Raw genomic sequence first — 17,410 nt, 5'->3', positions numbered from 1 at the left:
CATGCGGTGCCCCTTCTGCAGCCACGCCGAGACCCAGGTGGTCGAGACACGCGTGGCGGAGGACGGGGACTTCATCCGCCGCCGCCGCCAGTGCGGCGGCTGCGAGAAGCGCTTCACCACCTACGAGCGCCCGGACGTCAACTTCCCGACCATCGTCAAGAAGGATGGCCGGCGCATCGAGTACGAACGCGCCAAGCTGCTGGCCTCGATGAACCTGGCGCTGCGCAAGCGCCCGGTGAGCACCGAGCAGATCGACGGCGCCGTCGAACGCATCGAGGAGAAGCTGCTGATGCTGGGCGTGCGCGAACTCCCCAGCTCGCGCATCGGGGAGCTCGTCATGCGCGAGCTGAAGAAGCTGGACAAGGTCGCTTATGTGCGCTTCGCCAGCGTCTACCGCAGCTTCGAGGACGTCGACGAGTTCAAGACCGTGGTGGACGAGATCCGGCGCTAGGAGATGCAGTTGGCGAGCGGCTGCACCCGCGCGCGGCCACCGCTCGAGATGACGATCCGCCGGCCGGGCCCGCCGGCATCCCGCTTGTTGCACAGCGTCAGCGTCCCGGCCTGCATGCCGCCCGCCATCGTGCGGTTGCGGCCGTTGCCCATGAAGGTGATGGCCCGCGCGACGCTCGGCGTCCCGGTGAGGACCACGCCGGGGTCCGGCGCCTCGATGCGCTGGATCAGGCGTTCCTCCGGATCGACCACGCTGTTGCCGTTCGGATCGTGGAAGATGATCCAGCCCTGTTCCCAGCCGCCGGCGTCGGCACAGTGGACGCCGTCGGAAGATTTGCACATCGCCACGCGCCCGCCGCGCCGGATCGCCTCGCTGCGCGCCAGGCGCAGGCCGGCCAGGAAGGTGTTGGAGGTCGACGCGAGTTTCGACGAGTTCATGATGGCGGCCATGGAGGGTGCGGCCATGCCCATCATCAATGCGGCGATGGCCAGCGTCACCAGCAGTTCGACCAGGGAGAGCCCGCGGTCGCGGGGGCGCAGGGGGGTGGGGTTGGGTGTGTTCATGCGTGGAAAATTTAGTCCTGCGCACGCCTCTTGAAGAGCCAAATAGAACCGGCGGTTCCGGTGAGAAAGTGATGGAGCGCAACGTGAGCGAGAACACCACCGACGCTTTCATGGGCCGCGCGCTTGGCCTGGCGCGCTTGGCCGTCGGCCTGTCGGAGCCGAACCCGCGCGTGGGCTGCGTGCTGGTCGCGGCGGACGGCGTGACGATCCTCGGGGAGGGCCACACGCAGGTGCGTGGCGGTCCCCATGCTGAAGTGATGGCGCTGCGCGACGCCGCGGCGGCCGGCCGGGCGGTGGCCGGCGCCACGGCGTACGTGACGCTGGAGCCGTGCTCGCACCAGGGCCGCACCGGCCCCTGCTGCGACGCGCTCGCCGCCGCCGGCATCGGCCGGGTGGTGGCGGCGCTGGAAGATCCGAACCCGCTGGTGGCGGGTGCCGGGTTCGCCCGGTTGCGCGCGGCCGGCATTGAAGTCGTCACCGGCCCCGGCGCGGCGGAGTCGCGAGAATTGAACATCGGCTTCTTCAGCCGCATGCAGCGCGGGCGGCCCTGGGTGCGATTGAAGGTCGCCGCCTCCCTCGACGGAACCACCGCGCTGGAGAACGGCGCCAGCAAGTGGATCACCTCGCCGGCCGCCCGGGCCGACGGCCATGCCTGGCGCGCCCGCGCGGGCGCCGTCCTCACCGGCATCGGGACTGTCCTGGAGGACGATCCGCGCCTCGACGTGCGCGAAGTCGCGGCCACCAGGCAGCCGATGCTGGTGGTCGTCGACAGCCGCCTGCAGCTGCCGGTCTCCGCGACGCTGCTACGCGTGCCTGACCGGGCGGTGCTGGTGTACGGCGCGCATGAAGACGCCGGGCGGGCCGGGCCGCTGCGCGACCGGGGCGCCGAGGTCGTCCTGATGCCGGGTCCCAACGGCAAGGTCGATCTGGCCGCATTGCTGCGCGACCTGGCCGCCAGGGAGATCAACGAGCTGCATGTGGAAGCCGGGCACAAGCTGAACGCCTCGCTGCTGCGGGAAGGACTCGTGGACGAAATGCTGCTGTATGTGGCGCCGCTGCTCCTGGGGCCCGGGCGTCCGCTGGCGGACCTGGCGCCGCTGGCCGACCTGCGGCAAGCCCAGGCCTTCGACTTCCAGGAGGCCACGCGCGTGGGCCCGGACTTGCGGCTGCGTGCCAGGCGGCGCCCGGCGCCCGCCTGAGGGCCCGCCGCCGGTCGGCAGAAGTCCGCCATCCGTCCGTTGGGAATTGGCCGGCCCCGACCGGGCACAGATACTCCGCCCATGAAAAGACAGCGTGGTATCACTCTCGTCGAACTGCTCATGACGCTGGCCATCGCCGCGATCCTCCTGTCGCTGGCGGCGCCATCGTTCCGGCGGATGATCCTGGCGAACTCGATGTCGACCGGCGTCAACACCTTCACTTCGGACATGCGGTATGCCCGCAGCGAGGCGGTCCGCCTGGGCGGGCGGGTGATCTTGTGCCGCAGCGACGACCCCGAGAACGCCACGCCCACCTGCGCGGCCAACGCCAGCACCAGCGGCGGCAAGGGTTGGGCGACCGGATGGGTGATCTTCCATGACCGGGACGCATCGAACACCTGGACGGCGGGAGACCCCGTGCTGCGGGTGCAGGCCCCGCTCTCCGGCGTCGACGCCGTGCTCGAGAACGCGGACGCCAACAACTCCACCATGTTCCGCTTCGCGGCCACCGGCCGCCTCATGGAAAGCGCCAACGCGCGCCTGAATTTCGGCGGCAGCAATTACGACGACAAGCTGAAGCGCGTGATCTGCGTGAGCGCCGGTGGGCGCTCCAGGATCGCCGGTGACGGCACCACCAGCTGTGGGACGAACAACGAATGAAAACACCATTCCTTTCGCGCCGCCAGTCCGGCGCCACGCTGCTCGAGGTGCTGGTCACCGTCCTGATCCTGTCCTTCGGCATGCTCGCGCTCGGCGGCATGATGGCGTACGCGATCCAGCTGCCCAAGATGTCGGGCAACCGGGCCACGGCCATGATGCTCGCGGCGAGCCATGTCGAACGCATGCGGGCCAATGTGGCGGGCTTCCGGGCCGGCAACTATTCGCAAGCGGAGAACTACGAGGCGACCGTGGCCCCCGTCGCCGAATGCGCTTTCCCGAATTGCACGGCCTCCGGCCTCGCCAATTACGACAAGTACCAGACCACCGCCGAACTCCGGCGGACCCTGGCGGGCAGCGATTCGCTGGAAAGCGCGGGCTTCCAGGTGACCTGCCCCGGTGGGCCGACGATATGCACGGCCGCTGAGGGTGATCTCTGGGTGCTCTGGCAGGAACCATCGACGTTCGCCGGGCTGGATGGCGCCGCGAACGATGAGTGTCCCACCGGGCTCAGTGCAGTCGTGCAGCCACGGTGCATCCACATCAAGTTCCGCCTGTGAGCCGCCCCATGCAACCTTCCTTCATGAAGCGCCAGCGGGGCCTCTCGCTGATCGAACTCCTGGTGTCCCTCACCATCGGCCTGGTGCTGATGGTCGCGGTGATGTCGGCCTATCTCGGGGCGTCCAGCGCAAGCCGGGTGGCGGAAGCGCAGGGCCGGATGAACGAGGACGCCCAGGCCGCCCTGAACATGCTGACGCAGCAGCTGCGGATGGCCGGCGCCAACCCCCGGCAGCCGAACTACGCGACCGACACGCCGCGCAACCCCGTGTTCGGGCCGGTGGGAGCCGCCACCCCGACGGGCTACGCGATTCGCGGCTGCGACTCGACCTTCACCGACCCCGCGGTGGCGATGACGGCGCTTGCCTGCTCGGGCACCGGCTCGGACGCAGTGGCGGTGGCGTACGAAGCCGATGCGTTCAACACGGTGAGGAGCACCGGGGGCAACCCGACCGATTGCCTCGGCAACGAGGTGCCGACGACCAACGCCGTGGGCGTGAAAATGTGGACCGGCGCGTCCGTGGTTCTCGCGGCCCCCCAGCCGGCGTTCCGCGTCGCCGAAAACAAGTTCTACATCGCCGATTCCGCGGGCGTCCCCTCCCTCTTCTGCAAGGGCAACGCGACCGGCTCGACCGCCCAGGCGCTGGTCGAGAACGTCGAGGAGATGCACATCCGCTACGGCACGCTGAATGACCCGGCCGTCGTGACCGATCTGCGGCTGGGCGGGTACATGACGGCGACCGAGCTGAACAACTGGAGCATGCCCGTGACGACCCCGGCGACGGACGGTCCCACGAAGTGGGCCAAGGTGGTGACGGTGCGCATCTGCATCATCGTGCGCAGCGCCGAGCCCATCGTCTCCGACACCACGTCGCAGCGCTACCACGACTGCAGCGGCAGCAGCACCCCCAACGCCACCAAGACCGATCTTCGCCTGCGGCGCGCGTATTCCACCACCGTGGTCTTGCGCAACCGCGTCAGCTGACGCCGGACCCCACCATGAACCAAAGTCCACCCCGCCCCCCGGCACGACGCCCCACGCCCGCGCGTCAGCGCGGGATTGTCCTGATCGTCGCGATGATCATGCTGGTCGTGATCTCGCTGCTCGCGGCGATGAGCGTGCGCAACGCGACGTCCAGCGAGAAGGTCACGGGCAACGTCCGCTTCACCGAACTCGCCAACCAGTCGGCGGAAATCGCATTGCGCGTCTGCGAGCAGGCGGTCCTCGCCAATGTGCAGTCGGCGACCCCGCTGCCGACGAATGCGGACGGCGTGGCCATGACGATCCAGGGGGTGAGCACCCCACCGCTGTACACGAATACGGCGGTCGTCTGGGACGCCAGTCCCAAACACGCCGCCCTCTACCCGGTGGACTCGACCGATGTGAATTTTTCGGCGACCCTGAAGACGTTCGAACGGCGGCCGGAGTGCCTCGTCGAACGCATGCAGGTCACCAACCTGGCCAATACCGCGGTCAGCTCCACCCGCAGCTACATCATCACCGCGCGCGGCTTCGGCCCCGACGTCCGCAGCGCCACCCCGGGCCGGCCTTCCGGCACCGAAGTGTTCCTCCAATCCATCCTCGAACTCGACTGAGGCACCCTATCATGTGGCAACACAAGCTCAAGCTCTCTCTCGCCGTGGCGGCGATGACCGGGGCGACCTTCGGTCTCCACGCCCAGATGGCGCAGGACCCGCTGCTGTCCCGTTCCGGCACCGTGGAGCCCAACATCCTGTTCATCCTGGACGATTCGGGCTCCATGGCCTCGACGATGATGTACCAGTATGGCTCCGGCACCACCGTGGGTTACCAGGGCGTGCGCGGCCCGAACAACGATGCGGAGTGCAACGACCCGACTGATGCCGGATGCGTCTGGACCCAGCCGCAGACCACGCTCTGGGGCCAGTCCCCCGACGTCAACCTGATGTACTACGATCCCCGCGTGAGATACGCGCTCCAGGTGAACGCCGATGGCTCGCCGAAGGCCGCGGGTGCGTTGAATGCGAGCAACACGTCCTTCAAGGTCTACTTCCACACGGCCAGGCTCACGGCAGGAACCACCGGCATCTTCGGTGTTTTCGACAGAAGCGCCAATACGTTTCCTGGAAGCTCCACTTGCACCGCCACGGTGCAGGCTGGCACGGCGGGCGGCGGTACCGGCGCCACGTTCACTGCCGCGCGGATTGCCGGCGACACATCCAGGGTCCGGATCACGGTCGTCAACCCCGGCAGCAACTATCCCAGCTCGGTCCGGGTCCAGGCCACGTGCGGTACGACGACCAATACCGGCTACACGACCACTGCCGGCCGCGTCAACGGCCGGTGGGACAAGACCTTCACGGCCCTGGAAAGGACCGACTACTTCGAGCCTGGCTTCAGGCCGGACCCAGCCGCCCTGGCCGCCGGCGCCAACCTGGCCCTCCTCTACCCCAACACGGCCAGTGCCACGTCGGTCAGCAATCCGCTCACACCGGCCGTTCAAGGCACATTCCCCAAGTTCGCGGCCCGCACGGACTGCGTACTCTCCACGCAGCACTGCACCTGGACAGAGGAGCGGCAGAACTACGCGAACTGGCAGCTGTACCACTCGAACCGGATCAAGCTGGCCAGGACCGGCATCGGGCTGGCCTTCCAGCCCCTCACCGACAGCTTCCGGCTTGGCTGGGCCAAGCTCAACACGCTGGATGCCGGAGACCTGGACGCCGGCGTGCGCAAGTACACCAGCGGCACCGGCTCGGTCAAGGAACAGTTCTTCACCTGGCTGTATGGCGTGAACTCGGGTTCGAACAATGGCACGCAAAACCGGCTGGCCGTCAACCGGGCCGGCATGTATTTCCAGCGGAAGGACAACGACGGTCCCTGGGGCAACACCCCCGCCGGCACCACCACCAACGCCAGGTCGGTGGCCCAGACCGGCACGACGAACAGCACGACCGGCGCGGCCAACAGTCACGCCTCCTGCCGCCGTGCGTACACCTTCCTGATGACGGACGGCTACTACAACGCGGACAGCTCGCTCAGCATTGGCGACTGGGATTCCACCGCCCTCAACCCGGTCCCGGGTTCAAGCCCCGCCCGCACGTACACACCGGCTCCGCCCTACGCGGACACCAAGAGCGGCGCGGCACGCGCGAACACGTTCGCCGACGTCGCCATGAAATACTGGCTGTCCGACCTCCGGAACGATCTGCCGAACACTGTCCGTGCCACGACGACGGATCCGGATGCGAACTGGCAGCACATGAACTTCTTCGCCATCGGCCTCGGCGTCGAAGGCACGATCCCCGTGACTGATGCGAACCTGCAGAAACTGTCGACCGCCAGCGATCCGCTGGTCTGGCCGAACGCGCCGGCGATGAACTCCGTGACGTCCATCGACGACATGTGGCACGCCACGGTCAACGGCCGGGGCAAGCTGCTGAATGCGAAGACCACGGAGGAACTGGAGCGGGCCGTCACGCAGATCATGACCGAGATCGGTGGGCAGGAAGGCACGCAGGCTGGCGTGGCCATCTCGTCCATCTCCATTTCGCAAGGCACCCGGAAGTACGAGCCCGAATACAACACCGGCAAGTGGACCGGCAACATCACCGCCCACAGCCTGAACAACCTCGGCGCGACGGTCGGCTTGCCGGCCTGGCAAGTGGAGACGTACGACGCAGGCACCAAGACCTGGAGCTCCAAGATTCCCGCGCATGGCAGCCGCAACATCGCCGTCGGCAACAACGTCACGACCGTCGGCGCCGCCCGGGCGGTGGAATTCAAGTACACGCCCATGGGCTCGACCCTGCGCGACCAGATCGGCCTTGCGGCCGACGTGACGCCTCAGCTGATCGATTACCTGCGCGGCGACGCCACGTACGAAGACCGGCCGACGACGCCCACGGCGAACGCGCTGTACAGGGCGCGCGATACCAAGCTCGGCGACATCATCAACTCGACGCCGGTGCTGGTGAAAGATGCTGTGGACCTCAACTACGAGAAGCTGCCCGCCACGGTGACGGGCTACGACAGCTATCGCACCCACGTCACCCTCAAGAAGGCTCGCCCGGAGGGCGTGCTGTTCGTCGGTGCCAACGACGGCATGCTGCACGCGTTCCGGGACGGCACCTATAACGCCGCCGGTACGCAGCTGACGCCGGGCGGCGCGGAAGTGTTCGCGTTCGTGCCCTACGCCGTGCTGCCGAAGCTGATGAACCTGTCCAGCAAGACCTACGTGCACCAATACTACGTGGACGGTCCGATCGCCGAAACCGATGCGTACCTCCCCAGTCGCGGAGGCTGGCGCAACCTGGTGCTGGGCTCCACGGGCGCCGGCGCCGGCGCGGCTTCGGTGCCCGGTGTCGCCCCGGGCGTGGGCACCAGCCCGCGCACGAGTGTTTTCGCCATCGACGTGACGACGATCAACTCGTCCGTCACGAGCCTGGGCACCTCCAGCGTCGCCTGGGAGGTCAGTTCCACCCAGGGCACCGCCTTCGAGAACCTGGGTTACATGCTGCACGACGTCGTCGCCGGCGTCACGGTGAGCGGCGACTGGGTCGCCATCTTCGGCAACGGCTACGAGAGCAAGTCCTGCCGCGCCAGCCTGTTCATCGTGAACCTGGCGACTGGCGCGAAGATGGCGGAACTCACGCCCCCCAACCAGGCCGGCGGATCGCAGGCTTCATGCGCGGCCGGGCAACGCAACGGCTTGGGCGGGGTTCGCATTGTCCGCAATGCCCAACGCCAGATCATCGGTGTCTACGCCGGCGACCTGCTGGGCAACATGTGGAAGTTCAACCTCAGCACGGCCACCAGTGCAGGCTGGGCCGTTGACCTGGGTGGGGCGCCGCTGTTCAAGGCCGGCGCCACGCAGCCGATCACCGCGCCGCCTTCGGTGTATGCGCTGCCCATGCTGGGTTCGACGGAGCCCTCGACCGGCTACATGGTCACTTTCGGCACCGGCAAGTTCTACGAAGTCAGCGACATCACCAACACGGACGCGCAATACATCTACGGCGTCTGGGACAAGCTGCCCTTCAATGCCCCGACGATTCCGGCCGGCTCGGTCCTGACCGACAGCAGCCTGCTGGTCACCCAGACGATCACGAGCACCACATCGGGAGGCAAGACGTTCTTCACGCTGTCGACCAACCCGGTCGCCTACAGCGGCGCCAGCGCCAAGCGGGGCTGGCGGATCCACCTGAACACGGCGGGTCAACGGGTCGTGTACCCGATGGAAAACCTGCTGGGCCGCTTCCTGGTTGCCGACGCCATCTCACCGGCCAACGTGTCGCTGGACCCGTGCGCCAATGCCACCGGCGGAACGGGGTATACCTACCTCATCGACGCGCTCGATGGCGCCGGCCCGGCCGCCCCGGTCCTGGACACCAACCAGGACGGCACCGTGGACGCATCCGATTCGCTCGCGAGCGGGGTGCAGACATCGGCGGATGGCCGCAACATCACCCGGGTGCTGAGCAACGCCAGCGGCAGCGGCGGCAGCGTCAGCAATGAGGGCGCGACCGGCGGCAAGACCTATGGCGACGAAGGCGTGGTCCATGGCGGCGACAGCAGCATCGTCGGCGGCGGCGGCGGCCAGAATGCCGGGGTCGATGTCTCCATCCAGTCGACCACCGACGACGAGAAGCTGGACGTGCGTTGCAGGGCCATCCGGGGTGCCGTCTGCGATCCGCCGACCGTCACTCCCTCCAACCCGGTCCGCCGCCAGTGGCGCCAGCTGTTCCTCCGCTAGGATGCGTTCCGATGCTCCATAGAATGCCCAACACCATGCTTCACACCAGACACGCGCGCTCGGCCGCCGGGGGCTTCACGTTGATCGAGCTGATGATCGTGGTTGCGATCGTCGCGATGCTCGCCGCGGTGGCCCTGCCCTCCTACACCAGCTACGTCGCGCGCGGCCATCGCGCCGAGGCCCGCACGCAGCTGATGCAGGTCGCGCAGTTCATGCAACGTTTTTATTCGGCGAATGACAACTATGCGACGGACCGGGGCGGCAACCCGGTTGCCGGCGCCATCCCGAGCAACCTGAAACAGTCGCCGCCCGACACCACCGCGCTTTACCAGTTGAGCGAGGACACCACGCTTTTCACGGCGACGGGCTACACGCTGAAGATGGTGCCGGTCGCCGGCCGGAAGATGGCGACCGACCCCTGCGGCACCTACACCATCACCTCCGCCGGCATCCGAGGCGTCGAAAACGCCACCAAGAGCCGCGACGATTGCTGGAAGTGAAGCGCCACGGCGCTTGCTGACGACAAGAAGGGTCCTGCGGGACCCTTCTTCCCTTTCCTGCGAAAATGCCGGCATGTTCACCGGCATCATCACGGGCGTGGGGCGCATCGCCGCCATCGACGACCTCGGCAGCTCCTCGCAGCACGGCAAGCGCCTGCGCATCGAGGCGCCCGCCGGCTACCTCGACGACGTCGGCCTGGGCGACAGCATCGCGCTCAACGGAGCCTGCATGACGGTCACCTCATCCGACAGCGGGGCCGGCGTGTTCACCATCGACATTTCCGCCGAATCCCTGGACAAGACGGCCGGACTGGCCGAGCCCGGCCCGGTCAACCTCGAGAAAGCGCTGCGTCCGCAGGACCGGCTGGGCGGCCACCTGGTTTCGGGCCACGTCGACGGGGTCGGCCGCGTGCTCCGGTTGGCCCCGGTCGGCGAGAGCTGGGAACTCGCGATCCTTGCGCCGGCGTCACTCGCCCGGTACCTGGCCTACAAGGGCTCGGTCACCGTCAACGGCGTGAGCCTCACCGTCAACCGAGTGACCGACACCGCCGAAGGCGCGGAGCTCAGCATCAACCTCATTCCCCATACCGTGCAGAACACCGCCTTGCACGCGCTCGCCGCCGGCAGCCGCGTCAACCTGGAGATCGACCTGATCGCCCGCTACGTGGAGCGCATGCTCACGGCCGGCGTGGCGGTCCCCCAGATGGCCGCCGCCGCATGAACGCGCGTCAGCCCACACCCGTGGCCGTGTCTCCGGTGCAGGACATCGTGGCCGACATGCGCTCGGGCCGCATGGTGATCCTGGTGGACGAGGAAGACCGCGAGAATGAAGGCGACCTGGTGCTCGCGGCCGAGCATGTGACGCCGGAAGCCATCAACTTCATGGCGCGCTTCGGCCGCGGCCTGATCTGCCTGACCCTGACGCGCGAGCGTTGCGAGCGCCTGCAGCTGCCGCCCATGGTGGCGCGCAACGGCACGAAGATGGGCACGGCGTTCACGGTGTCCATCGAAGCCGCCGAAGGCGTCACCACGGGCATCTCCGCGGCCGACCGGGCACGCACGGTGCAGGCGGCGGTGGCGCGCGACGCGCGCCCGCAGGACCTGGTGCAGCCCGGCCACATCTTCCCGCTGCAGGCGGTGGACGGCGGCGTGCTGATGCGCGCGGGCCATACCGAAGCGGGCTGCGATCTCGCCGCCATGGCGGGCTGCACGCCCGCCGCCGTGATCTGCGAGATCATGAAGGACGACGGCACCATGGCGCGCCTGCCCGACCTCCAGCTCTTCGCCGCCGAACACGGCCTGAAGATCGGCACCATCGCCGACCTGATCGGCTACCGCAGCCGCAACGAGAGCCTGGTCGAGAAACTCGGCCAGCGTCCCCTGGTCACGGCCTACGGCGAATTCGCGGTGCACGCCTGGCGTGACAAGCCGAGCGCGGGGCTGCATCTCGCGCTGGTCAAGGGCCAGTGGCAGCCACACGAGGTCGTGCCGGTGCGCGTGCACGAACCGCTTTCGGTGCTGGATGCCCTCGAGCTCGCGCGGCCCATGCACTCGTGGAGCCTCGATGCCAGCCTCAAGCACATCGCCGCCGCCGGCCGCGGCGTCGCGGTGCTCCTGAACTGCGGCGAAAGCGCGCAGCAGCTGTTGGAGCAGTTCGAAGGCACGGCCCGCGCGGCCCAGGCGCCTGAGCGCGGCCGCATGGACCTTCGCACCTACGGCATCGGCGCGCAGATCCTGCGCGACTGCGGCGTGCAGCGCATGAATCTCATGGGCACGCCGCGGCGCATGCCCAGCATGACGGGCTACGGCCTGGAGGTCGTGGGCCACATCGGGCCCGGGGCCGAGACCGAATCCCACCCATCCTGAGGAACCCATGTTCGGAGCAGAAAAAGGCAAGGCCGATCGGCTGGACGGCAGCGAGCTGGTCATCGGCATCGTCCAGGCGCGCTTCAACGAAAGCATCACCAACACCCTGGCCGAGTCGTGCAAGGCGGAGCTGGTGGCGCTGGGCGTCGACGCCAAGGAAATCGACCACGTGCTGGTCCCCGGCGCGCTGGAGGTGCCCGTGGCGCTGCAGGCCATGGCCGAAAAAGGCGGCTACGACGCCCTGATCGCCCTGGGCTGCATCATCCGCGGCGAGACCTACCACTTCGAGCTGGTCGCCAACGAGTCGGCCTCCGGCGTGACGCGCGTGTCGCTCGACTACCAGCTGCCCATCGCCAACGCCATCATCACCACGGAAAACATGGAACAGGCCGTCGCCCGCCAGACCGAGAAGGGGCGCGACGCCGCCCGGGTGGCGGTCGAGATGGCCAACCTGCTGGACGAACTTGGATGAAAGCCCACCCCCGACGCGCCTTCGGCGCCTCCCCCTCAAGGGGGCGCACCCAGCGGCCCGGCAAAGCCGGTTCCGCGGGTACCCTGGAATGGCTGCTCGCGCCTCATGGACAACAGAAATGAGTGCCGAAAAGGCCCCCGTCACACGCAAGTCGTCCGCCAAGCCGGCGCGCAGCCGCGCCCGTGAATTCGCGCTGCAGGCCCTCTACCAGCACCTGGTGGGCGGGCAGGACCCGGAGTCCATCGACCAGTTCACGCGCGGCCTCTCCGGCTTCCACAAGGCGGATTCGGTGCACTACGACGCGCTGCTGCATGGCTGCATCAAGGAGGCGGCCGAACTCGACGCGCTGATCGTGCCGCTGCTCGACCGCAAGCTGCAGGAGATCTCCCCGATCGAGCGCGCCGTGATGTGGATCGGTGCCTACGAATTGCGGCACGTGGCTGAAGTGCCCTGGCGCGTGGTGCTCAACGAATGCATCGAGCTCGCCAAGGATTTCGGGGGCACCGACGGCCACAAGTACGTGAACGCGGTGCTCAACGGCATCGCCCCGCAATTGCGCGCGGCCGAGGTCGAAGCCGACCGCGCCAGCGGCAAGGCCCGCGCCTGAGGCCGGCGATGCGGATCGCCCGCCGCGCCGAGCGCATCGAGCCGTTCTACGTGATGGAGGTGGCGAAGGCCGCCTCGCAGCTGGCGCGCGAAGTCGCCGGCACCGACCGGCCCATGATCTTCCTGAACATCGGCGAGCCGGACTTCACCGCGCCGCCGCTGGTGCAGGAAGCCGCGGCGCGTGCCGTGCGCGACGGCGTCACGCAGTACACCCAGGCCACCGGGCTCGACAGCCTGCGCGAACGCATCAGCCAGTGGTATGCCGACCGCTTCGGCGTCCAGGTGCCCGCTCGCCGTATCGTCGTCACCGCCGGCGCGTCGGCCGCCTTGCAGCTCGCCTGCCTGGCCCTCATCGAGGCCGGCGACGAGATGCTGATGCCCGACCCCAGCTATCCGTGCAACCGGCACTTCGTGAGCGCGGCGGAAGGCACGGCGGTGCTGGTGCCGACGACGGCCGCGGAACGGTACCAACTCAGTGCCGACAAGGTGCGCGAACACTGGAACGCCAAGACGCGCGGCGTGCTGCTGGCCTCGCCTTCCAACCCCACCGGCACGTCGATCCACCCGCAGGAACTGCGGCGCATCCACGAGTTCGTGCAAAGCCGGGGCGGCATCACGCTGCTGGACGAGATCTACCTGGGCCTGAGCCACGACGCGGCCTTCGGACAGAGCGGCCTCGCGATCGACGACCAGGTGATCAGCGTCAACAGCTTCTCCAAGTACTTCAACATGACGGGCTGGCGCCTGGGCTGGGTGGTGGTCCCCGACGCGCTGGTTCCGGTGATGGAACGGCTCGCGCAGAACCTGTTCATCTGCCCCAGCACCGTGGCGCAGCACGCCGCCCTGGCCTGCTTCGAGCCGGAGAGCATTGCGGAATACGAGCGGCGGCGGGCCGAGTTCAAGGCGCGCCGCGATTTCTTCATCCCCGCGCTGAACGCCATGGGCCTGAACGTGCCGGTGATGCCCGACGGCGCCTTCTACGCCTGGGCCGATTGCACCGCGGCGGCCGAAAAACTGGGCACGCCGGGCAGCTGGGACTTCGCCTTCGAAGTCATGCGGCTGGCGCACGTGGCCGTGACGCCGGGGCGCGATTTCGGCACGGTGGAAACCAGCCGCTTCGTGCGCTTCTCCACCGCCAATTCGATGGCGCAGTTGCAGGAATCGGCGGCGCGCCTGAAAGCCCTCCTCGCATGATTGGCGCGGCCCAGGGCGTCTTTACCTGGCCCGTCCGCGTTTACTGGGAAGACACGGATGCGGGCGGCATCGTCTTCTACGCCAACTACCTGAAGTTCTTCGAGCGGGCCCGCACCGAGTGGCTGCGCTCGCTGGGCGTGGCCCAGGGCGCGCTGCGCGAGGCGACGGGCGGCATGTTCATCGTGGGGGAAACCTCGGTGCGTTACCTGCGGCCGGCGCGGCTCGATGATGAACTTCTCGTGACGGCCCGGCTCGAATCGGCAGGGCGCGCGTCTATGATCATCGCGCAGTCCGCCTGGCGGGGCGCCGAGGCGTTGTGTGAAGGCACGATCCGCATCGGCTGGGTCGATGCGGCCACCCTGAAGCCCGGCAGAATTCCCGCCAATGTCCTGGAGACCTTGAAGAACCGATGAACCAAGACCTGTCGATCCTGCAATTGGTGCTGGGCGCGAGCTGGGTGGTGCAGTTCGTGATGCTGCTGCTGCTGATCGTTTCCATCACCAGCTGGGCGGCGATCTTCCGCAAGCTCTTCGCGCTGAAGCGCGTGCGCTCGCTGAACGACGAATTCGAGCGCGAGTTCTGGTCGGGCACCAGCCTGAACGACCTGTTCTCCGCCGCCGCGCAGAACGCCAAGATGGCCGGGCCGATGGAACGCATCTTCGCCTCGGGCATGCGTGAATACACCAAGCTGCGCGAACGCCGCATCACCGACGCCGGCACCCTGCTCGACGGCGCCCGGCGCGCCATGCGCGCCAGTTTCCAGCGCGAGCTGGACACGGTGGAAACCAACCTCTCCTTCCTGGCCTCGGTGGGCTCGGTGTCACCCTATGTGGGCCTGTTCGGCACGGTGTGGGGCATCATGCACGCCTTCACCGGACTGGCGAGCCTGCAGTCGGTGACTTTGGCCACTGTGGCACCAGGCATCGCCGAAGCGCTGGTGGCCACCGCGCTGGGGCTGTTCGCGGCGATTCCGGCGGTGGTGGCCTACAACAACTTCGCGCGCGACATCGACCGCGTGGCGATCAAGCTGGAGACCTTCATCGAGGAGTTCTCCAACATCCTGCAGCGCAACCTCGGGGCGCACAGCGCCTCGGGCCACTAGCCGTGCCTTCCGTCGCGCATCGTGGAGGCGGCCGCGGCCGCCGCACGATGAACGAGATCAACATGGTCCCGTTCATCGACGTGATGCTGGTGCTGCTGATCATCTTCATGGTGACGGCGCCGCTCATCACGCCCAGCCTGATCGACCTGCCCAGCGTCGGCAAGGCCGCGAAGCAACCGGACCAGATCATCCAGGTCGTGGTGAACAAGGATGAATCCCTGCAACTGAAGGTGGGCGAGCGGCCGCAGTCGATGCCTCTGAAGGAGATCGCCCCCGCCGTGCTGCGTGCCCAGGCCGGCAAGCCCGCCGGCACCACGGCCGTCGTCATCAGCGCCGACCGCAACGTGAAGTACGAATCGGTGGTGAAGGTCATGGATGCCCTGCAGCGCGCCGGCGTGCAGCGGGTCGGCCTTTCGGTGCAGCTCGCCAAGTAGCCATGGCCACGGCCGACCGCCTCGATTTCACGCCGCCGCCACCGCCGGGCTTCCTGCGCGGCATGGGCCTGGCACTGCTGGCGCACGTGCTGCTGGTCGTCGCCCTCACCTATGGCCTGCGCTGGAACCGCGACGTGCAGCCGGTCTCGGCCGAGGCCGAACTCTGGTCCGCCGTTCCGCAGGAGGCCGCACCCAAGGAAGTCCCGCAGCCGCCGCCGGCTCCGCAACCGCCCATCGTACGCGCGCCGCCGCAGCCGGAGCCGCCGGTTCAGCGTGACGCCCAGATCGCCGTGGAACGAGAGAAGAAGCAGCGCGAAGCCGCGGAGCGCCGCGAGGAAGAGTTGGAGCGCGAACGCGACAAGCGCCGCAAGCTCGAAGCCCAGAAGAAGCAGGAAGAGAAGCAGGAGGCCCTGGAACGCAAGAAGGAGCAACAGGCCAGACTGGCCGCCGAGAAGCGCAAGAAGGAAGAGGAGCTGGCCCGCAAGCAGGAGCAGGACTCGAAGAAGCTCGCGCAGCAGCGCGAGGAGAACCTGCGCCGGATGCAGGGCATGGCCGGCACCGGATCGACCGCCGCCACCGGCAGCGCTGCGCAGTCTTCCGGTCCTTCAGCCAGCTGGGGCGGCCGGGTCCAGGCCCGGGTCCGGCCCAACATCGTGTTCACGGACGACGTCTCGGGCAATCCAAAGGCCGATGTCGAGGTCCGCCTGGCGCCCGATGGCACCATCGTTGGCAAAACGCTCGTCAAATCGAGCGGCGTGAAGGCCTGGGACGAGGCTGTGCTGCGCGCCCTGGACAAGACCGAAACGCTGCCACGCGACGTCGACGGGCGGGTGCCGACCTCGGTGGTGATCGGCTTCCGCCCGAAGGGCTAGCGCTCCGCGTTCAGACGAGCTGTTCGGCCTTCGGCGTCGCCCCGCGCAGGTAGATCAGGCAGCCTTCATCGCTGACGCTGTCGACATCCGGGACCCCCTGCGGCACCCGGTGAAACCCGCCCGGCCCCAGCACCAGCGGCCCGATGCGCAGCACCCCTTCGATCACGACGCATTCCTCGTCCACCGGGTGGCGGTGCGCGGGCAGCACCGCGCCCGGTTCGAAGCGCAGCAGGTACGACATGATGCCGTTGGCCTCGTGCAGCACCTTGCGCCGGATGCCCGGCAGGAAGCCGTGCCAGCCGTCGCTGTCCGCCGGGATGGCCGTGTGGCGGCCGATCGAGTCGTCGGCGATGCGGCGCATCACCCGCGTGCGCACGCGGGCCACCGCGGCCGCGTCAGGTTCGTCCCCGGCGTGCTGTGCCTCGGTCAGCGCGCGCGCGATGTCGGCGGCCAGAAGTGGATCGTGATCAGCCATGTTGGGCGGCCGCGGCAGGCGCGTTCGGGTTCTGCAGTGCTTCGCGCAGCTTCTGCTGCGCCCGGGTCGCGAGCGACTTCACGGTGCCCAGCGGCAAGCCGGTGGCATGGGCGATTTCGGTCTGGGTGAGGTCGCGGTAGTAGGCCAGGCCCAATACCCAGCGCTCCGCCGGGGAGAGCTGGGCCAGCGCCGCGTGCAGCCGGCTGCGCGCCTGCACGCCTTCCAGCAGTTGCTCCGGGCCGGCATCCTGCGCCGCCTGGGCATCGGCCTCGAACGCGGGCGCGCCGGCCAGCCCGCCGTGGCGCAAGGTTTCCTGCCGCAGGCGGTCGAGCGCACGGCTGCGCGCCAGCATCAGCAGCCAGGTCACCGCGCTGCCACGGGCCGGATCGAATTGGCCAGCGCTGCGCCAGGCCTGGAAATAGCTGTCGGAAAGGACGTCCTCGGCATGGGCATCACCCACGATGCGGCGCACCAGCGCCATCGCGCAGCGCACCGTGCCGCTGTAGAACAGCTCGAAGGCGCGAGCGTCGCCGGCCGCTGCGAGCCGCAGCAGGCCCGCCAACTGCTCGTCCCGCGCCTGCCTGGGCGATGGATCGTCGGTGGAGGTCGGATGCATGGCGGGAGCCGCTTTGGCCCGCGCGCGGACGCGGGACGATGCTGGACCATGAAAGGCTAGCACGAACACGGCGGGAGCCGAAGCGGCGGCGGACATGCGGTGAATACGGC

General features: G+C 68.3%; 20 protein-coding genes. 17 read left to right on the top strand and 3 right to left on the bottom strand.

The window, feature by feature from the left end; all coding sequences use genetic code 11:
* Position 1 precedes the first annotated feature (1 nt).
* Positions 2–451, top strand: coding sequence for a transcriptional regulator NrdR (gene nrdR, locus FN976_RS20325; protein ID WP_145894895.1), 450 nt, complete (start codon positions 2–4; stop codon positions 449–451).
* On the opposite strand, the gene FN976_RS20320 is transcribed toward nrdR, so the two are convergent.
* Positions 448–1,014, bottom strand: a complete 567-nt coding sequence (locus FN976_RS20320) for a GspH/FimT family pseudopilin (protein WP_145894979.1) — start codon at positions 1,012–1,014, stop codon at positions 448–450. The two genes, nrdR and FN976_RS20320, sit on opposite strands and share 4 nt — an antisense overlap.
* Positions 1,015–1,085: 71 nt before the next feature.
* Between FN976_RS20320 and ribD the strand changes: the two genes are divergently transcribed.
* The 16 genes from ribD to tolA all read left to right on the top strand — a co-directional run bounded on the left by ribD (position 1,086) and on the right by tolA (position 16,209).
* A complete protein-coding gene (gene ribD / locus FN976_RS20315; protein WP_145894894.1) occupies positions 1,086–2,213 on the top strand; it encodes a bifunctional diaminohydroxyphosphoribosylaminopyrimidine deaminase/5-amino-6-(5-phosphoribosylamino)uracil reductase RibD in 1,128 nt (375 codons plus the stop codon).
* Between the two features lie 81 nt (positions 2,214–2,294).
* Positions 2,295–2,873: a GspH/FimT family pseudopilin gene (locus tag FN976_RS20310; protein WP_145894893.1), complete on the top strand. Its 579-nt coding sequence runs from the start codon at positions 2,295–2,297 to the stop codon at positions 2,871–2,873.
* Positions 2,870–3,430, top strand: coding sequence for a type IV pilus modification protein PilV (gene pilV, locus FN976_RS20305; RefSeq protein ID WP_145894892.1), 561 nt, complete (start codon positions 2,870–2,872; stop codon positions 3,428–3,430). The genes FN976_RS20310 and pilV overlap by 4 nt, the downstream gene beginning before the upstream one ends.
* Before the next feature lie 8 nt (positions 3,431–3,438).
* Entirely contained in the window at positions 3,439–4,413 is a 975-nt protein-coding gene (locus FN976_RS20300; RefSeq protein ID WP_145894891.1) for a PilW family protein, read from the top strand.
* Positions 4,414–4,427: 14 nt separating this feature from the next.
* A complete protein-coding gene (locus FN976_RS20295; RefSeq protein ID WP_145894890.1) occupies positions 4,428–5,024 on the top strand; it encodes a pilus assembly PilX family protein in 597 nt (198 codons plus the stop codon).
* A gap of 11 nt (positions 5,025–5,035) precedes the next feature.
* Positions 5,036–9,163 (top strand): pilus assembly protein, encoded by a 4,128-nt coding sequence (locus tag FN976_RS20290; protein ID WP_145894889.1) that lies wholly within the window; start codon positions 5,036–5,038, stop codon positions 9,161–9,163.
* Between the two features lie 35 nt (positions 9,164–9,198).
* The gene (locus tag FN976_RS20285; protein ID WP_186511044.1) at positions 9,199–9,663 is read left to right on the top strand and encodes a type IV pilin protein; all 465 of its coding nucleotides are present in this window, start codon (positions 9,199–9,201) and stop codon (positions 9,661–9,663) included.
* A 73-nt stretch (positions 9,664–9,736) separates the two neighbouring features.
* Positions 9,737–10,384 (top strand): riboflavin synthase, encoded by a 648-nt coding sequence (locus FN976_RS20280; RefSeq protein ID WP_145894888.1) that lies wholly within the window; start codon positions 9,737–9,739, stop codon positions 10,382–10,384.
* A complete protein-coding gene (gene ribBA / locus FN976_RS20275; RefSeq protein WP_145894887.1) occupies positions 10,381–11,529 on the top strand; it encodes a bifunctional 3,4-dihydroxy-2-butanone-4-phosphate synthase/GTP cyclohydrolase II in 1,149 nt (382 codons plus the stop codon). Before FN976_RS20280 ends, ribBA begins: the two co-directional genes overlap by 4 nt.
* A gap of 7 nt (positions 11,530–11,536) precedes the next feature.
* Complete coding sequence (gene ribH / locus FN976_RS20270; protein ID WP_145894886.1) at positions 11,537–12,001, top strand: 6,7-dimethyl-8-ribityllumazine synthase; 465 nt, start codon at positions 11,537–11,539, stop codon at positions 11,999–12,001.
* A gap of 118 nt (positions 12,002–12,119) precedes the next feature.
* The gene (gene nusB / locus FN976_RS20265) at positions 12,120–12,608 is read left to right on the top strand and encodes a transcription antitermination factor NusB (protein ID WP_349291392.1); all 489 of its coding nucleotides are present in this window, start codon (positions 12,120–12,122) and stop codon (positions 12,606–12,608) included.
* 8 nt (positions 12,609–12,616) lie between these two features.
* The gene (locus FN976_RS20260; protein WP_145894884.1) at positions 12,617–13,801 is read left to right on the top strand and encodes a pyridoxal phosphate-dependent aminotransferase; all 1,185 of its coding nucleotides are present in this window, start codon (positions 12,617–12,619) and stop codon (positions 13,799–13,801) included.
* Positions 13,798–14,214, top strand: a complete 417-nt coding sequence (gene ybgC, locus FN976_RS20255) for a tol-pal system-associated acyl-CoA thioesterase (protein ID WP_145894883.1) — start codon at positions 13,798–13,800, stop codon at positions 14,212–14,214. Before FN976_RS20260 ends, ybgC begins: the two co-directional genes overlap by 4 nt.
* Entirely contained in the window at positions 14,211–14,903 is a 693-nt protein-coding gene (tolQ, locus tag FN976_RS20250; protein ID WP_145894882.1) for a protein TolQ, read from the top strand. The genes ybgC and tolQ overlap by 4 nt, the downstream gene beginning before the upstream one ends.
* A 2-nt stretch (positions 14,904–14,905) precedes the next feature.
* Positions 14,906–15,337 (top strand): ExbD/TolR family protein, encoded by a 432-nt coding sequence (locus FN976_RS20245; protein ID WP_145894881.1) that lies wholly within the window; start codon positions 14,906–14,908, stop codon positions 15,335–15,337.
* Positions 15,338–15,339: 2 nt separating this feature from the next.
* Positions 15,340–16,209, top strand: a complete 870-nt coding sequence (tolA, locus tag FN976_RS20240; RefSeq protein ID WP_145894880.1) for a cell envelope integrity protein TolA — start codon at positions 15,340–15,342, stop codon at positions 16,207–16,209.
* A 10-nt stretch (positions 16,210–16,219) separates the two neighbouring features.
* Here the strand turns inward: tolA and FN976_RS20235 are convergent, their stop codons facing one another.
* Positions 16,220–16,684 carry a cupin domain-containing protein gene (locus FN976_RS20235; protein ID WP_145894879.1) on the bottom strand — a complete coding sequence of 155 codons (465 nt, stop codon included), beginning with the start codon at positions 16,682–16,684 and terminating at the stop codon, positions 16,220–16,222.
* Positions 16,677–17,300, bottom strand: coding sequence for an RNA polymerase sigma factor (locus FN976_RS20230; RefSeq protein ID WP_186511043.1), 624 nt, complete (start codon positions 17,298–17,300; stop codon positions 16,677–16,679). Before FN976_RS20230 ends, FN976_RS20235 begins: the two co-directional genes overlap by 8 nt.
* Positions 17,301–17,410: the final 110 nt, after the last annotated feature.

The sequence above is a fragment of the Caenimonas sedimenti genome (assembly GCF_007833165.1).
GTDB lineage: Bacteria > Pseudomonadota > Gammaproteobacteria > Burkholderiales > Burkholderiaceae_C > Ramlibacter > Ramlibacter sedimenti.
Note: the sequence above shows the minus strand (reverse complement) of the source record. Positions and strands in the feature narration are given on the sequence as shown.

Coding starts and splice junctions, on each gene's coding strand:
- nrdR (WP_145894895.1), top strand. CDS start 2: ATGCGGTGCCCCTTCTGCAGCCACGCCGAGACCCAGGTGGTCGAGACA.
- FN976_RS20320 (WP_145894979.1), bottom strand. CDS start 1,014: ATGAACACACCCAACCCCACCCCCCTGCGCCCCCGCGACCGCGGGCTC.
- ribD (WP_145894894.1), top strand. CDS start 1,086: ATGGAGCGCAACGTGAGCGAGAACACCACCGACGCTTTCATGGGCCGC.
- FN976_RS20310 (WP_145894893.1), top strand. CDS start 2,295: ATGAAAAGACAGCGTGGTATCACTCTCGTCGAACTGCTCATGACGCTG.
- pilV (WP_145894892.1), top strand. CDS start 2,870: ATGAAAACACCATTCCTTTCGCGCCGCCAGTCCGGCGCCACGCTGCTC.
- FN976_RS20300 (WP_145894891.1), top strand. CDS start 3,439: ATGCAACCTTCCTTCATGAAGCGCCAGCGGGGCCTCTCGCTGATCGAA.
- FN976_RS20295 (WP_145894890.1), top strand. CDS start 4,428: ATGAACCAAAGTCCACCCCGCCCCCCGGCACGACGCCCCACGCCCGCG.
- FN976_RS20290 (WP_145894889.1), top strand. CDS start 5,036: ATGTGGCAACACAAGCTCAAGCTCTCTCTCGCCGTGGCGGCGATGACC.
- FN976_RS20285 (WP_186511044.1), top strand. CDS start 9,199: ATGCTTCACACCAGACACGCGCGCTCGGCCGCCGGGGGCTTCACGTTG.
- FN976_RS20280 (WP_145894888.1), top strand. CDS start 9,737: ATGTTCACCGGCATCATCACGGGCGTGGGGCGCATCGCCGCCATCGAC.
- ribBA (WP_145894887.1), top strand. CDS start 10,381: ATGAACGCGCGTCAGCCCACACCCGTGGCCGTGTCTCCGGTGCAGGAC.
- ribH (WP_145894886.1), top strand. CDS start 11,537: ATGTTCGGAGCAGAAAAAGGCAAGGCCGATCGGCTGGACGGCAGCGAG.
- nusB (WP_349291392.1), top strand. CDS start 12,120: ATGAGTGCCGAAAAGGCCCCCGTCACACGCAAGTCGTCCGCCAAGCCG.
- FN976_RS20260 (WP_145894884.1), top strand. CDS start 12,617: ATGCGGATCGCCCGCCGCGCCGAGCGCATCGAGCCGTTCTACGTGATG.
- ybgC (WP_145894883.1), top strand. CDS start 13,798: ATGATTGGCGCGGCCCAGGGCGTCTTTACCTGGCCCGTCCGCGTTTAC.
- tolQ (WP_145894882.1), top strand. CDS start 14,211: ATGAACCAAGACCTGTCGATCCTGCAATTGGTGCTGGGCGCGAGCTGG.
- tolA (WP_145894880.1), top strand. CDS start 15,340: ATGGCCACGGCCGACCGCCTCGATTTCACGCCGCCGCCACCGCCGGGC.
- FN976_RS20235 (WP_145894879.1), bottom strand. CDS start 16,684: ATGGCTGATCACGATCCACTTCTGGCCGCCGACATCGCGCGCGCGCTG.
- FN976_RS20230 (WP_186511043.1), bottom strand. CDS start 17,300: ATGCATCCGACCTCCACCGACGATCCATCGCCCAGGCAGGCGCGGGAC.